13 protein-coding genes and 1 tRNA gene are annotated in these 15,164 nt (G+C 39.2%); 13 read left to right on the top strand and 1 reads right to left on the bottom strand.

The genetic code is table 11. From position 1 onward, the window contains the following. Positions 1 to 23: 23 nt before the first annotated feature. Positions 24 to 1,418 (bottom strand): dipeptidase, encoded by a 1,395-nt coding sequence (locus WA338_RS02240; protein ID WP_272985417.1) that lies wholly within the window; start codon positions 1,416 to 1,418, stop codon positions 24 to 26. Between the two features lie 321 nt (positions 1,419 to 1,739). Between WA338_RS02240 and WA338_RS02245 the strand changes: the two genes are divergently transcribed. The 13 genes from WA338_RS02245 (at position 1,740) to WA338_RS02305 (ending at position 15,164) form a co-directional block, all read left to right on the top strand. Beyond that, a tRNA-Leu gene (locus WA338_RS02245) sits at positions 1,740 to 1,821 on the top strand. A gap of 393 nt (positions 1,822 to 2,214) precedes the next feature. Beyond that, complete coding sequence (locus WA338_RS02250) at positions 2,215 to 4,002, top strand: ParB/RepB/Spo0J family partition protein (protein ID WP_273005164.1); 1,788 nt, start codon at positions 2,215 to 2,217, stop codon at positions 4,000 to 4,002. Between the two features lie 261 nt (positions 4,003 to 4,263). After that, positions 4,264 to 5,100 (top strand): DUF932 domain-containing protein, encoded by an 837-nt coding sequence (locus WA338_RS02255; RefSeq protein ID WP_114492889.1) that lies wholly within the window; start codon positions 4,264 to 4,266, stop codon positions 5,098 to 5,100. Further along, on the top strand, positions 5,078 to 5,503 hold the full coding sequence (locus WA338_RS02260) for a DUF6660 family protein (RefSeq protein ID WP_009778853.1): 426 nt from the start codon (positions 5,078 to 5,080) through the stop codon (positions 5,501 to 5,503). Before WA338_RS02255 ends, WA338_RS02260 begins: the two co-directional genes overlap by 23 nt. 138 nt (positions 5,504 to 5,641) lie before the next feature. After that, the gene (locus WA338_RS02265; protein WP_336091839.1) at positions 5,642 to 10,075 is read left to right on the top strand and encodes a CusA/CzcA family heavy metal efflux RND transporter; all 4,434 of its coding nucleotides are present in this window, start codon (positions 5,642 to 5,644) and stop codon (positions 10,073 to 10,075) included. A 22-nt stretch (positions 10,076 to 10,097) separates the two neighbouring features. Continuing rightward, positions 10,098 to 11,348, top strand: coding sequence for an efflux RND transporter periplasmic adaptor subunit (locus tag WA338_RS02270; RefSeq protein ID WP_008613764.1), 1,251 nt, complete (start codon positions 10,098 to 10,100; stop codon positions 11,346 to 11,348). Positions 11,349 to 11,444: 96 nt separating this feature from the next. Then, positions 11,445 to 11,783 carry a P-II family nitrogen regulator gene (locus WA338_RS02275; RefSeq protein ID WP_008613762.1) on the top strand — a complete coding sequence of 113 codons (339 nt, stop codon included), beginning with the start codon at positions 11,445 to 11,447 and terminating at the stop codon, positions 11,781 to 11,783. Positions 11,784 to 11,798: 15 nt separating this feature from the next. Further along, complete coding sequence (locus tag WA338_RS02280; protein ID WP_008613756.1) at positions 11,799 to 12,221, top strand: Fur family transcriptional regulator; 423 nt, start codon at positions 11,799 to 11,801, stop codon at positions 12,219 to 12,221. A gap of 26 nt (positions 12,222 to 12,247) precedes the next feature. Next, on the top strand, positions 12,248 to 12,607 hold the full coding sequence (locus tag WA338_RS02285) for an STAS/SEC14 domain-containing protein (RefSeq protein WP_008613752.1): 360 nt from the start codon (positions 12,248 to 12,250) through the stop codon (positions 12,605 to 12,607). 140 nt (positions 12,608 to 12,747) lie between these two features. Then, positions 12,748 to 13,509 carry an AlbA family DNA-binding domain-containing protein gene (locus WA338_RS02290; protein ID WP_008613751.1) on the top strand — a complete coding sequence of 254 codons (762 nt, stop codon included), beginning with the start codon at positions 12,748 to 12,750 and terminating at the stop codon, positions 13,507 to 13,509. 5 nt (positions 13,510 to 13,514) lie between these two features. Further along, positions 13,515 to 13,769 (top strand): zinc ribbon domain-containing protein, encoded by a 255-nt coding sequence (locus WA338_RS02295; RefSeq protein ID WP_008613749.1) that lies wholly within the window; start codon positions 13,515 to 13,517, stop codon positions 13,767 to 13,769. 57 nt (positions 13,770 to 13,826) lie between these two features. Next, positions 13,827 to 14,717, top strand: coding sequence for a bestrophin family protein (locus tag WA338_RS02300; protein ID WP_009778860.1), 891 nt, complete (start codon positions 13,827 to 13,829; stop codon positions 14,715 to 14,717). Between the two features lie 15 nt (positions 14,718 to 14,732). Beyond that, a complete protein-coding gene (locus tag WA338_RS02305; protein WP_228249894.1) occupies positions 14,733 to 15,164 on the top strand; it encodes an MgtC/SapB family protein in 432 nt (143 codons plus the stop codon).

Below are 15,164 nucleotides of genomic sequence, written 5' to 3' on the forward strand. Positions count from 1 at the left end.
TTTGTGGGTTGTATTGAATCTTATTACTCTGCAGTTTTAAGCTTGGTAAACTCGTGGTAAAAATGCGGAATCGTTTCAATGCCTTTAAAGAAATTCCATACGCCAAAATGCTCATTAGGCGAGTGAATTGCATCGCTATCCAGACCAAAGCCCATCAAAATGGTTTTGCTATTGAGTTCGCGCTCAAATAACGAAACGATAGGAATACTCCCGCCGCTGCGTTGCGGAATAGGCGTTTTGCCAAAAGTTTTTTCATACGCCTTTTCAGCAGCCTGATAGCCTATGCTGTCTATTGGGGTTACATAAGCCTGGCCGCCGTGATGCGGTTTAACCTTTACACGCACCCCTTTTGGCGCAATGCTCTCAAAATGGGTTTTGAAAAGTTGGGTGATCTCTTTCCAGTCCTGATCGGGAACCAGACGCATGCTTATTTTTGCATACGCTTTACTGGCGATTACAGTTTTTGCACCTTCGCCAATATAACCGCCCCAAATACCATTTACATCGAGGGTAGGTCTGATGCTGTTACGTTCATTGGTGGAGTAGCCGGCTTCCCCATAAACCGAATCAATATCGAGCGCTTTCTGATAGTTTTCTAGCGAAAAAGGAGCTTCAGCCATTTTTGCACGCTCTTCGGTACTTAGTTCTTCAACCTTGTCGTAAAATCCGGGAATGGTAATGTGGTTGTTCTCGTCGTGAAGCGACGCGATCATTTTGGTCAAAATATTTATAGGATTTGCCACCGCACCGCCGTAAAGTCCGCTATGTAAATCGCGGTTAGGCCCGGTAACTTCAACCTCCACATAGCTGAGTCCGCGTAGACCGGTGGTGATACTTGGTGTATCTTTAGCGATCATTCCGGTGTCTGAAATTAGAATTACATCGTTGGCTAGTTTTTCCTGATTGCGGGCAATAAACCAACCCAAGTTTTCGCTACCTACTTCTTCTTCGCCTTCGATCATAAACTTGACGTTACACGGCAGGTCGTCGTTTTGCGTCATATATTCTAAAGCTTTGACGTGCATATACATCTGGCCTTTATCATCACAGGCGCCACGCGCAAAAATAGCTCCGTCGGGATGCAGCTCTGTTTTTTTGATTACGGGTTCAAAAGGAGCGCTGTCCCACAAGTCTAATGGATCTGGCGGTTGCACGTCATAATGCCCGTAAACCAAAACGGTAGGTAGGTTTTTATCTTTAATAAGCTCCCCATAAACAATGGGATAACCGGGAGTTTTACAAATTTCTACAAGCTCACAACCCGCTTCTTTAAGGCGTTCTGCTACTGCGTCTGCAGTGTTGAACACCTCCTTTTTATAGGCTTTATCTGCGCTAATAGAAGGGATTTTGAGAAGTGTTATAAGTTCGTCGAGAAAACGTTTTTGATGTTTATCTACGTAAGTTTTTATGTCTTTCATATGTTTTATGTGCTTGTTTGCAAAAATACAGAATGGCTAAGGAATGATTTCCTAACAAATCTACAAAGCTTTATAAGGTCTCGAAGGTTGCTGAATAAGAGACTGCTAAAAATTATATGAGTAAAGCATTAAAATTTATTTCAAAAATGATTTTCATATTCAAAATCTTTCCTATATTTGCACTCGCATTTTTAGAGATAAGGATGCAAGTTTTTAACGGGAGTCCTAAGTACGTTAAAAATAGTATGCAGGCGTGGTGGAATTGGTAGACACGCTAGACTTAGGATTTAACCTAAGAAAAAGTGTTAAAATATTTAAAATGCGGATGTGGTGGAACTGGTAGACACGTCAGACTTAGGATCTGATGCCGCGAGGTGTGCAGGTTCGATTCCTGTCATCCGCACAAAAGCCGAAGAGAAATCTTCGGCTTTTTCATTTTAAAAAATGGGATTTTCTTCACGATTTTTGACCTTGGGTACAACATAGGTACAACATTTTACCTTTTTTCAGAACTGAATTGGCTTTAGTACTATATCCATTCATTTGATAACAAATCCTATTTTCTGTATTGAGGATTAATAAATTTTAGGTTATCTCAACCTCTGTTCTTCGTTTGAGGGGTTTATTATCATACAATATACACGCAAGGTAAACTCGTAAAATACTTCCATCAAAAGACTACGGCATAAAGCCAACGCTTCTTCCCCTACTCATTTATTCCGTTTCCTTTTGAGCCAAGATTTTATCTTCCGTTTGGTTTCTGCTCAAATATTGTTTAATCAAAAATTTGAGTATTATGACAACAAAAGCGAGTACCAAAATGAAGCGCAGTAGAGCGAAATCTACTGCCAAGAAAGAAGTAAACGGAAAGAAATCCGAAGTACTTCAAATTCAGAACTTACCATTGGGTAAAATCAAGCCTGACCTTGAACAGCCCAGAAAAACTTTTAATGATGATGCCTTGCAGCAGCTTTCTGAGAGTATCGAAAAGCACGGTGTGTTGCAGCCAATCACGGTAAGGCAACTAAATGGCCATTATATCATCGTGATGGGCGAACGCCGATATCGTGCGAGCAAGCTTGCAGGAAAAAAGACCGTACCCTGTATCGTAAGAACTTATGAGAACAATGATGTTCTGGAAGTTCAAATCATCGAAAACCTGCAAAGACAGGATGTTGAACCGACCGAAGAAGCCGATGCGATTGCTTACCTAAGTGAGAAGTATTCACCTACCGAAATTGCGAAGCGATTGGGTAGAACGGATAACTTCATCAGACAGCGTTTGAAACTGGCCGGATTAATTGATGGTTTCAAGCATTTTGTACGCAATGGCGAAATGACCATTTCCTTGGGCGTAGGCGTGGCACTTTTTGAACCGGAAGAGCAACAGATGATGTTGGAAACGATGGGCGAGGATTTTAATGCACATCAGATAAACAGGATGATTAAAGACCAGACATACTATTTGGAAAAAGCATCTTTTGATGTAGCCGATAAAAAATTGGTCCCAAAAGCTGGGTCTTGTGTTGAATGTCCTTTCAATGCCGCAAATCAAGGCAATCTGTTCGGCGAAGGAAAGATGGTCTGTACGAAAGCAGCCTGTTTTGAAACGAAGAAAAGCAAATCGCTCTTGAACCTGATTGAAAAATCCAAGAAAGAGAATATCCTTCTAATTCCTGAAATACGACAGTATTGGGCAGATGACGAAAACAATAAGCTCATTATATCCCAATTGGTAAAGAACGGATTGAAAGTTTATTTACTGGACGATGTTGAAATTATAGAGAATCCGATTGAGCCAACAATCGAAGCTATTCAGAAAGAATATCAACATTACGATTATTCTGAAGATGAATTAAAGGCAGAATTGGATGAAGCAATGCAAAATTATAAAGAAGCATTGGAAAAATTAAGTTCAGCAAAAGAAGAAGGATTTAAAAACGGTATTGTGTTCCATCCCGATTCATTCCAGCACAAGGAAATTTTTGTAAAGATTATTGAAAAATCAAAGAACGATTCTACGGAATATTCGGCACCATTAGCCAACAGAAAAATGGCAGATTGTACGCCTGAAGAACAAATCATTAAAATCAATGAAAGGGAAACTCGCAAGAAGCAAATAGAGAACAACAAGCAGTTTGAGGATGTTGTGCAGATGATTCGTGAGACGAAATACATTGATACGAAGAAGACACTTTCAATAGATGAAATGGTGGCATTCTCGATATCGCTATTTGAGAACAATGTGGACTATATGAGCCAACAAAAGTATTTCTCAAAGTTCTTGGGCGACACTTCTAAGATGACCAAAGTTGAAATGGTCGAGAATTTCAAAAAGAAGTTCAAAAAGGAAATCTTCCACAAATTGATACGCTATATGCTCACAAAGCAAGTGCATTTTGGCGAAAACAATCACGTCAACAATCTGACGAACATTTCATTCTACAATGCAATGCAGGAATATTACAAGTCCAAGATTGCTGGTATTGAAAAAGAATATACTGAAAAAAGAAGCAAGCGTGAAGCACATTTGAAAGAGCGCATCACGGTTCTTGAAAAGAAAATTCAGGAATTCAACGATTAGCTTTTGTTGTTTGAAGAAGGGTCGGCATTCGTGCTGGCCCTTCTTCTTTTTTATGATGATTCATAAAAGTGATGCTTAGAAAAAGGGGGTTATCAATCAATAGTTAGCGCAAAGGTAAACTCGTAAAATACACCCATCAAAAGACTACGGCATAAAGCCCACGCGACATCCTACGCTTATTTATTCCGTTTCCTTTTGAGCTGAGATTTTATCTTCCGTTTGGGTACTGCTCAAATATTGTTTAATCTAAATTCAAAAGCTATGTATTTACAAAATTTGCAACAGGATGAAATCTTTGTTCCATCAGAAATGAAATCCTTAAAAAGTCTGACACAGATGGAATCCCGACGAGGGCTTGAAAATGCCATTATCTCAAATGGCAAAATCGTTAACGTGGTATCGAACAGCTATGGCCATATTCCAAACCAACTGTTCTTCAAGAAAGCCGAGGAGATGTTAACCGATGCACAACTGAATTTCCACAAACGCACCATAAACAAGAATGATAGGTCGTTCATTACTGACTTTATTATCGATGACAAAAGCCAGTTTACTGTCAAGAACGATAAAGATTTGATACTTCCGATGCTTCGGTTCAAAAACTCGTATGACGGAAGTGAAAAGACCTCTGGTCACTTTGGGTTTTATAGAGAAGTGTGCTCAAATGGTCTGCACGTTTCACAGGCTGAAATCGAGTTTTCTATCAAGCATAGCAAGAATAATACACACCTCATTATGCCAAGGTTGAACAATCTATTCGATAAATTTCTGGACAATGAATTCTATACCATTACCAAGAAATTCGATAAGATGAAGGAATTTAAAATCATCGATACACAGGAATTTGTAAAGGCGATTCTCGACAGAACGAAATTGTTCAGATACGAGTGTAGCGACAAGAATAGCGACCCTTCAAAAAAGTCTCGTGAGGTCATAGAAATCTTGAACTACGAAGCCTTGCTACTGAATGAAGAACCAAATCTGTGGTTAGGTTACAATGCATTCAATTCAGTACTTCATAACGTTTTGAAGAAAAGCTTCGGCCAACAAGAACGGTTAGATAAAAAGCTGTTTGATGAAGTCTATGCTATGGCATAAAGTTAATATAGGTTTGTCCAGTACCTCAAACTGGATTTTTTCTGCCTTACCATTTTGCAACACAGTTGCACCAAAATATTTTTATCTTTGCATTGTGAAAGTTGTAGCAATCATTTTATCGTTTTATTTCTTGGCACTCAATGTAGTGCCTTGTAGCGATGCAGCAAATAGTGCCGATGATACCCAAGTTGTTACGGTAATAGATATTGATGGCGACCACGACCAAGACTGTGAGTTATGCTCGCCTTTCTGTCAATGTCATTGCTGCCACGTTCATACCATAAATTTTGGACTTGCTGCTTTTGAGCCGCTACAGCCTGCTATTCCTCAAGAATTCTTTGTCCATTTTGATGACCTTGGCAAAGATATTCCCCATTCCCTTTTTCAGCCACCACAGGCATAATTCAGTTTTTTTAAAGGATAATTATATCCTTTTTTGACCAAATCCTGGTTCTCATACTAGATCCTTGGTCCTATTGATAGATTTTGTTAGGCACAAAATTATTATCAAGAATTTTAACTGAATTAAATTTTTATTTATATGATTAATAAGATAATCGCATTTTCCATTAATAATAAATTTATTATTGGACTACTTACCTTAGCGCTGATAGGGACGGGTATTTGGTCCATGATGACCGTCAACCTGGGATCGGTGCCAGATATTACTAACAACCAGGTTCAGGTGATCACCCAATCACCTAATCTTGCAACAGAAGATATTGAACAATTTGTAACCTATCCTGTAGAACTCTCAATGGGGAACCTGCCCGGGGTTACGGAAATACGATCTGTTTCCCGGTTTGGCCTTTCCGTGGTTACAATTGTTTTTGAGGACGATATGGGCATTTACAAACCCCGTCAACTGGTTCAGGAAAAACTGAACGAAGTCAGGGACCAAATACCTGAAAAATTTGGAAGTCCCGCTATGGGGCCCATTACTACAGGTTTGGGTGAGATTTATCAATATACGATAAAGCCCCAAAAAGAGTATGACACTGTTTATTCCCCTACGGAATTGCGTACCATCCAGGATTGGATCGTAAAGCGTCAAATGACCCTCGTCGAAGGTGTAGTAGAGGTAAATTCATTTGGGGGCTCTATAAAACAATATGAAATTGCCATTAATCCCGAAAAACTGAATGCGTTAAACGTTTCTATTTCCCAAGTCTTCGATGCCCTGCAAAAAAATAATGTTAATACAGGCGGTGCATATATAGAAAAAAATAATATGGCCAATTTTATCCGTGGTGAGGGTTTAATCAGGTCACTAGATGATATAAAATCTATTGTTATCAAGAATGAAAATGGAGTACCTGTAACAATTGGAGATGCAGCTGAAGAGGTCCAGTTTGGTAGCCAGGTACGCTATGGTGCTTTTACCCAGGACGGCCGTGAAGCTGTTGGCGGTATGGTGCTCATGTTGAAAGGTGCAAATCCTAATAAAGTAATTGCAAATGTTCAGGATCGTATGGAGACGGTAGAACAATCTTTGCCTGAAGGTTTATCAATAGAACCCTTCCTTGACAGAAGTGTTTTAATTGAAAGAACTACGAGTACCGTGACCCAGAATCTTCTGGAAGGTGCTTTAATCGTGATTTTTGCCCTGGTGATACTATTAGGTAGCTTAAGAGGTGGACTTATAACAGCGACTACCATTCCTTTATCACTTCTTTTTGCTTTTATATTAATGAAGCAATTTAATGTCTGGGCCAATCTAATGAGTTTGGGAGCTATTGACTTTGGAATTATTATAGACGGTGCTGTGATCATCATTGAGGGTACGGTATATGAAATACAAAAACGGATGCGTTCCGGCAAAATAAAATTTAATAAGGCTAAAATGGATGAAGTAGCCTATGATGCCGGAAGTACGATGATGGGTTCCGCCTTTTTTGGACAAATTATCATTCTTATCGTATTTGCGCCCATTCTTTTTCTTACGGGGGTAGAAGGGAAAATGTTTCGGCCAATGGCATTTACTTTTGGTTTTGCCATGATAGGTGCTATTTTCTTATGCCTTACCTATGTCCCTATGATGTCTGCTTTATTTATGAAACCAATTCAGAATAAAAAGAACTGGTTTGGAAAGTTTGAACGCTGGCTGGAAAAAGTTAGTGATAAAATTATTGGAGGGATTCAAAAAGGATACATGCCTTTATTAAAAGGAGCTTTAAGATTGAAGTTCATAGTATTGGGGTCTGCGGTTGTCTCACTTATAGTAGCCGGTTTTATCTTTTCCAGAATGGGAGGGGAATTTGTCCCTCAACTTGATGAAGGGGATATCGCCATGCAGGCGTTAATCAGGCCTGGAAGTGGGTTGAGTGAAACAATCGATGTTTCCACAAAAATAGAAGATATCCTTCTTGAGAATTTCCCGGAAGTAGAAACCGCCGTAGCGAGGATTGGGGTTGCCGATATCCCTACTGATCCAATGCCTATGGATATTGCCGATATGTTTATTGTATTAGAGAAGGATATGGATAATTGGACTTCGGCAAGTTCTAAAGAGGAATTGATAGAAAAGATCAAAGAGAAACTTAATGAAGAACTTACGGGAGTCAACCTGGTTTTTAGCCAGCCTGTAGAGCTTCGTTTTAATGAACTGCTTACCGGGGTCAGGGAAGATGTTGCGGTAAAATTATATGGCGAAGATTTAGACCTTCTTGCTGAAAAAGCTGATAAAATGGCTGAAATAATACAGACTATACCGGGCGTAGGAGATGTGAACCCTGAACGAACATCTGGTCTTCCACAAATGACGGTGCGGTTTAATCGTAAAAAAATTGCGCAATATGGATTGGACATTGAAAAGATTAACGATTATATAAGTGCAGCTTTTGCCGGAGGAACGGCCGGAGTGATCTTTGAAGGGGAAAAGCGGTTTGATATGGTTATACGTTTTGATGAGGCGCACCGCCAAAGCATTGATGATTTACGTACCCTCTATATAGATCTGCCGGATGGAACCCAGGTTCCGATTAAGGAAGTAGCTGATATTAGTTATGTACCGGGTCCTATGCAAATTTCCAGGGATAACACCTTTAGAAGAACCTATGTGGGAGTTAATGCCCGCGGGAGGGATGTGGAATCTGTGGTAAATGACATCCAGCAAAAATTGGATGAAGAGTTAGATTTACCTCCAGGATATTACATTACTTATGGTGGGGAGTTTGAAAACCTTCAAAGAGCAAAAGGGCGTTTACAAATAGTAGTGCCCATCGCTCTATTTCTGATATTCGTGCTTCTGTACTTTGCACTCCAATCTTTTTCCCAATCAATTATGATCTATATAGCCATTCCACTGGCGGCTATTGGAGGAATATTTGCTCTTTGGTTAAGAGATATGCCGTTTAGTATTTCAGCTGGTGTAGGCTTCATTGTATTGTTTGGGGTTGCCGTTTTAAACGGGCTGGTGCTTATTAACAGGTTTAATTCCTTAAAAGAAGAAGGGGTAACCAGTATAAAAGATAGAATTTTTACAGGAACCAAAGAACGAATACGACCTATTATGTTAACAGCAACAACAGATATTTTCGGTTTTTTACCAATGGCATTTTCCACATCTGCCGGTGCAGAAGTTCAACAACCACTTGCTACAGTTGTTATAGGTGGTATGCTTACGGCTACCTTACTTACTCTGGTTGTTCTTCCTGTCCTTTATACATTTGTAGAGAAGAGACGAGAGAAAAAGGAACAGAACAAGCTTGGTTCTTCCAATTCACGATCTTTAGCCACAATTTTGATAATTGGCTTGATGTTAGGCGGAACCTTTTCCGTAAATGCACAATCTGATGAAATGTCATCGGAAAATCCAATACAGGATTCTTTACAAACTATTAGTTTGGAAGAGGCTAAAGAAATGGCAATCCAAAACTTTCCGCAATTAAAAGCTGCTCAACTTGAAATTGAAAGTGAGGAAGTATTGCGTAAAACCGCCTATGATTTTGGAAATACCCAAATCTTTACAGGAAAAGAAGAAGTAGGAAATGGCTCTGATGGGGTCTATACTCAAATTGGCGTCCAACAGCAAGGCATTGATATTTTTGGAATTGCCCCCCGGTTAAAATTGCAGAAAGAAAGGGTTGCCCTTGCTGAAAGTGCCTTAGAGTTATCTACTATTGAAATTGAACGTGAAGTAAGCAGGGCCTGGGCCTCGGTTTATACAACTAAAAGGACATTCCAGGTTTATAGAAAAATGGATTCAATTTTTGAAGATATTGAAAGGGCTGCAAGAATCAGGTATGAAACAGAGGCCACCTCCAAATTGGAATATCTTGCTACCTCCAACCAGGCGAACGAGGTTAAAATACAGCTGGAACAATCGTACCGAGATTACCTGAAATCAATACAGCGTTTAAACCTATGGTTCGTTAGTGACACAATCTATGATGTACCAGATTTGCCTGTTGAAACTTTAGACGAACCTTTAAACTTTCTGGTAGAGTCGCTTGAAAATCATCCGTTGCTACAGGTTTCGGAACAAAGGATAGATGTTGCCAAAGCGGTTACCAGAGAACGAAAATCTGAATTTTTGCCCAAATTTCAGGGTCAGTACGGTAGGCAGGAAATAGCCGGGCAATCGGGTTTCTTCCAATATCAAATAGGAATTCAAATTCCGCTGTTTTTTGGGCCGGAATTAGGCCGTACACAGGAAGCACAAGTAAATAGACAGATTGCAGAGCAAAACTTTTATCAGGATAAAATCGAACTGGAAACCGCCTATAAAAATATGCGTGAAGACTACATCAAATGGAGAAACTCATGGAATTATTATAGGGATGAAGCACTTCCGCTGGCCAAAGAGCAACAAGATGGATCAGTGCTGGCCTTTAAGGAAGGCGCTATCGATTATGTGACATTTCTCCAAAATATAAGAGATGCCATTAGAATCGAGGTAAATGCCTGGAGTGCTTTTAACGATTATCTCGACAGCCGTTACCAACTGGAATATTACCTTAAGAATTCAAATTAAAAATTAAAATAAGAAAATCGATATGAATACAAGATCAATAAATATTCTAATGCTTGCCTTAACGCTCAGCATATTCTTTGGATGTAAAGAAAATCCTGCGGCAGGGGAAGATGCTTCCAGTGAAACTGCAACTACTAATACCGAAGAAGGTGAAAATCACGGTGAGGAAGGAGATGAAGAACACGGTGAAGAAGAAGGTGGGATGCGTTCGGTACATCTTTCAGAAATGAAATTCAATAGTCTGGGGATTAAAGTAGATACCTTGCCTAAAAAAGCTTTGTCGGGTATTGTGGAAGCCAATGGCCAGTTAGAAGTGCCGCCACAATATGAAGCTACCGTTACGGCAATTTTAGGCGGTAATATAACTTCTATAAAGGTTATTGAGGGGGATAAGGTAAATAAAGGTCAGGTGTTGGCTTATCTTTCTCACCCAAATTTAACCAGAATGCAGTCTGATTATATTAATGCATATAGTAGGATGCAATTTTTGGAAAAGGAATTTGAAAGACAGAAACGTTTATATGAAGCAGAGGTAGGATCTGGAAAATCTTTTCAACAAACCCAATCAGATTACCAGTCTGTACAAGGTGAAGTGCGGGGGTACGAATCGCAATTGCGCCAGTTAAACCTAAATGCTTCCCAGGTTAGAGACGGTGAATTATATGAATATATTCCGGTAGTAAGCCCAATTGGAGGTTATATTGAAAAAGTACTGGTACAGGTAGGACAATATGTAGACCCTCAGACCAGTATGTTTATGGTAGTTGATACTGAACATGTTCATGCCGATCTAATGGTTTTTGAAAAAGATATTTATAAGGTGAAAGAAGGCCAAAAGATTGCGTTTACACTGGAATCGGTTCCAGGCAGTAATTTAACCGGGGAAATTTATTCAGTGGGGAAACAATTTGAACAAAACCCCAAAGCGGTACATGTGCATGCAGAAATCGATAATAAAGAAGATTTTCTAATTCCGGGGATGTATATAAACGGAAAAATCAGGACCGGTGAAGAAGCTGTTCCTGCCTTACCGGAAGAAGCAATAATTGAAGAAGAAGGAAATCCCTACATCTTTACGGCCCAAAAACACCAGGAAGATGGTGAAACCGAATGGGAATTGAAACCAGTGCAGGTTAGAACGGGAATAAATGAAGATGGTTGGGTTGAAATTAAACTGCTGGAGCCTCTGCCTGAAGGTACGTTGGTTGCCTATAATAATGCCTATTATCTGGTTTCTGAAATGCAGAAAAGCCAGACTTCCCATGGTCATTAAATTAAAAAAATTAGATGGATGGACTCTCTGTTAAATGTTTGTCTTAATTAAAATTCCAGAGGGTTCATCCTTAATACTAAAATTAATATTACAGCAATGAAAGAAATAAAAGCATTTATAAAACCGAAACGAGTTCAAAAAGTGATAGAATCCCTTAGTGAAAGTGGATTCAAAAGTATGACGCTTTCCCAGGGGGAAGGTACCGGGGCTTTTAAAGCAAAAGGCGCATCACCTTCTTTAGATTTCCGTGTAACAGACAGTCCGGTTGTAAAGTTAGAACTGGTATGTCAAAACGAAGAAGCACAATCAGCAATAGATATTATCCTTGAGAATGCAAAAACAACTGAACCCGGTGACGGAATAATTTATCTTTCCGATATTGAAGATGCCTTCCAGATAAAAACCGGGGAATCCATAAAGCGTTACGATCCCTAAATACTTTTATAGCAAATGGAAAAAATAGTAAAAAAGTTGGAAAGCAAAGGCATCCGCCCTACGGCAATGCGCCTGATGACCTATAGACGGCTGGCACAACTGAATGTGGCCGTTAGCTTAGGCGACCTTGGAAAGGATTTCGAAAGCTCGGAAAGGAGTACGCTTTTCCGTACTATGAAGACATTTGAAGAAAAAGGAATCGTGCATCAAATTGAGGATGGCACCGGCATCATTAAATATGCCCTGTGCGAAGACAATTGTGAATGCGAGGTTGGCAACGACCTTCACTTACATTTTCATTGCAATAGTTGCGGGGAAACCGTGTGCCTTACAGAGCACAAAATCCCTCAGATAAACCTGCCCGAAGGCTATGTGGCAGAGGATATCAATCTGGTGGCCAAGGGAGTCTGTGAGAAATGTAGCAATGACTTGGATTAAGTTTTTTGATTTAAAAAATTGGAACAATGATGAAAATTTATAAGAAAGAAAGCAAGGTATATATGGTAGCTCAAAATAGATTGGATGCTACCGATTATGACAATTTGATATCTCAATTAAAAAACCATATACAGGCAAACCATAAAGTGTACTGGTATATTGAAATGGAAAATTTTGAGGGGTGGACCGCAAGTGCGTATTGGAAGGGCATTGAACTGAAACTTCCGAATGAAGAACGCGTTAAAAAGGTTGCATTGGTGGGAAATACAAAATGGAAGGAACAGTTTACGGAAGTTTTGATTCCCTTTACAAGGACACATATTAAATTCTTTAGCCCTGAAGAAAAAGATTTGGCCAAGGAATGGATGGAGAAAGAAAATCATTAAAAAAGTTAAATAAATTTAAACAGAAGATAAGCGATGAGGAATTTGAACAAAAGAAGAAAGTCCTTCAGGATAAGAAGAAGTAGTTATAAGGCACAGGCATCGAAAGCGATGGCACCTATGGCTTATAAAAGAAGGTAAAAATGAAAAAACGCAAAGTATTTGTTTTTATATTCATTGGATTAGCCCTTGGCTTATTTATAATACAGCCCCTGGTTATTTCACTCCACATGTATGACATGCAGGGAGGTAATGGCGAATGGTGGAAATCTCTGCTTGCTTCATATCAGCAGGAATTTAGTTCATGGGATTTGGATCAAGCCATAATCAAATTGCTATTTGGACTGCTGGGCATTGCCTTGTCGCTTATGTTTATGGTCAGGCAAAGAATATTTCAATTGACCGGAAGAAAAGATAAGCTGGAGGAGATCAGAGAGCTGATTGCGGCAGGAGAAAACCAGCAAGTAGAATTTAAATCTACCTTGAGATGGGATTTGAGGCAGTTTAAACCGAATAAGGCTTTGGAAGACGTAATAGCAAAAACAATTGCCGGGTTTATGAACACCCAAGGAGGGCATTTAATTATCGGAATTGATGATGAAGGTAGTATTCTGGGGCTGGAACAGGATTATGGTACTTTAAAAAAACCTGGCAAGGACGGGTTTGAGCAATATATAATGCAATTGGTGTCCCTCAAGTTGGGTACCCATTTTTGCACTTTGGTTAAAGTGTCTTTTCACCAATTTGAAGAAAAGGATATCTGTTATGTAAGGGTTCACAAATCACAAAAACCTGTGTATTTGAATTTGGGCGATCGTTCGCATTTCTTTATCAGAACAGGGAACGGAACCCGCGAGTTGGATATGCCCGAGGCGTTGGAATATATGGAAACATACTTAAACTAAACAATATGGGATTTTTAAAACATTTATTAAGAGGAAATTATGGTCATCATTCCAACAAGCATCAACGTAAAAATAATGACCCAAGATTTAATGAACCCAAGGTTGTTGTGAGATGTACAAAATGCGGCAAAGACAATCCTGAAAATGCTTCTTTTTGTCAACATTATGGCGAGCCTTTAGGTAAAGTAAAATGCATAAGTTGTCAAGAACCAATACCTATGGATGCAAAATTTTGTTCTAAATGTGGCAATGAAGTATAGTTTACATTATGAGAATAAGCAAACAACTTATTGAACGGACTTAAATAATTTTTAAATATGCTCTTAAATAAGCGGATATCAATTTTTGACTTCTTGAAAACCATAAAATTTGACCTGATATTTATCGGTAGTTATTCAATTCTGGTTGGCTATATAGACCAATATGGTTTTTTGTCAAAAATCTCTATTCCAATTGCAATAACCGGCGTTTTTGGTACTGCGGTGGCTCTACTTTTGGGTTTTCGAACCAATCAAGCCTATGAACGGTGGTGGGAAGCCCGTATTATTTGGGGGGCTATTGTCAATGATTCCAGAACACTGGTCAGGCAGTGTGTGTCTTTTTTTGCAAGGGATCAAGGAGGCTATCAAAAGATGGTGAAAGAGATGACCGATCGTCAGGTAATCTGGTGCTATGCCCTAGGGGAATCGTTGAGGAAACTACCCTTTTCCACTCGGGTTAAGGTATACTCAGAATCCTATGGGATTAAAGCATTTAATATTCCTAATGCTTTATTGTCACAACACTCTGAAACTTTGTTAAAGGCAAAAGAAATTGGTATGGTCAATGATTTTCAGCAGGTACAGATAGACAGTACTATAGCCAGGTTATGTGATTCAATGGGCAAATGCGAACGTATAAAAAATACTGTCTTCCCCAAAGCACACAGCTTATTGATTCATTTGATCATCTACGTTTTTGCTACAATGTTGCCTTTTGGATTGGACGATAAAAATATAGCAGTTGAAATCGCTATAACATTTATTATACCAGTCATTTTCATTGCCATTGAAAAAACATCCATACTCATGCAGGATCCCTTTGAAAACGACCCTTTGGATACACCCATGACTGATTTGGCCGAAACGATAGAAATAAACATTAAACAAATGATAGGTGAAACAGATGTTCCTGTAAAGAAAGAGCCAACAGATTATTATATTTTATAATACAAGATGAATACAATGGATTTTCAAACTGAAATAACACTGATACCGAGATTATTTGTCGCTCTTTTACTAGGTGTCCTGATAGGACTCGATAGGGAAATTGACGGAAATGCGGCAGGAATTAGAACGTATGCAGCCGTTTGCCTTGGGGCCGCATTAATTACAATAATCAATACTCATATTGAAGTAACTGACCAAACCCGCATTGTCGCCAATATTGTTTCCGGTATTGGGTTCCTTGGTGCAGGAATTATTTTTAGGGATAGCGCGAAAAATTTAATTTCCGGTTTGACTACCGCAGCTACAATTTGGGCCACTGCCGCGGTTGGTATATCAATTGGGTTTGGTATGTACCTCATTGGAAGTGTTACATCCGCTTTTCTTATTCTATTATTGGTTTCACATCATTTCCCTTTTTTGAAAAAACATAAAATAAACAACACCTAA

Origin of the sequence: Leeuwenhoekiella sp. CH_XMU1409-2 (assembly GCF_037029365.1) — a bacterium.
GTDB classification, from domain to species: Bacteria; Bacteroidota; Bacteroidia; order Flavobacteriales; family Flavobacteriaceae; genus Leeuwenhoekiella; species Leeuwenhoekiella blandensis.

Bases quoted from the DNA above. Each gene is read 5' to 3' on its own strand.
- WA338_RS02240 (WP_272985417.1), bottom strand. From the start codon at position 1,418: ATGAAAGACATAAAAACTTACGTAGATAAACATCAAAAACGTTTTCTC.
- WA338_RS02250 (WP_273005164.1), top strand. From the start codon at position 2,215: ATGACAACAAAAGCGAGTACCAAAATGAAGCGCAGTAGAGCGAAATCT.
- WA338_RS02255 (WP_114492889.1), top strand. From the start codon at position 4,264: ATGTATTTACAAAATTTGCAACAGGATGAAATCTTTGTTCCATCAGAA.
- WA338_RS02260 (WP_009778853.1), top strand. From the start codon at position 5,078: ATGAAGTCTATGCTATGGCATAAAGTTAATATAGGTTTGTCCAGTACC.
- WA338_RS02265 (WP_336091839.1), top strand. From the start codon at position 5,642: ATGATTAATAAGATAATCGCATTTTCCATTAATAATAAATTTATTATT.
- WA338_RS02270 (WP_008613764.1), top strand. From the start codon at position 10,098: ATGAATACAAGATCAATAAATATTCTAATGCTTGCCTTAACGCTCAGC.
- WA338_RS02275 (WP_008613762.1), top strand. From the start codon at position 11,445: ATGAAAGAAATAAAAGCATTTATAAAACCGAAACGAGTTCAAAAAGTG.
- WA338_RS02280 (WP_008613756.1), top strand. From the start codon at position 11,799: ATGGAAAAAATAGTAAAAAAGTTGGAAAGCAAAGGCATCCGCCCTACG.
- WA338_RS02285 (WP_008613752.1), top strand. From the start codon at position 12,248: ATGATGAAAATTTATAAGAAAGAAAGCAAGGTATATATGGTAGCTCAA.
- WA338_RS02290 (WP_008613751.1), top strand. From the start codon at position 12,748: ATGAAAAAACGCAAAGTATTTGTTTTTATATTCATTGGATTAGCCCTT.
- WA338_RS02295 (WP_008613749.1), top strand. From the start codon at position 13,515: ATGGGATTTTTAAAACATTTATTAAGAGGAAATTATGGTCATCATTCC.
- WA338_RS02300 (WP_009778860.1), top strand. From the start codon at position 13,827: ATGCTCTTAAATAAGCGGATATCAATTTTTGACTTCTTGAAAACCATA.
- WA338_RS02305 (WP_228249894.1), top strand. From the start codon at position 14,733: ATGGATTTTCAAACTGAAATAACACTGATACCGAGATTATTTGTCGCT.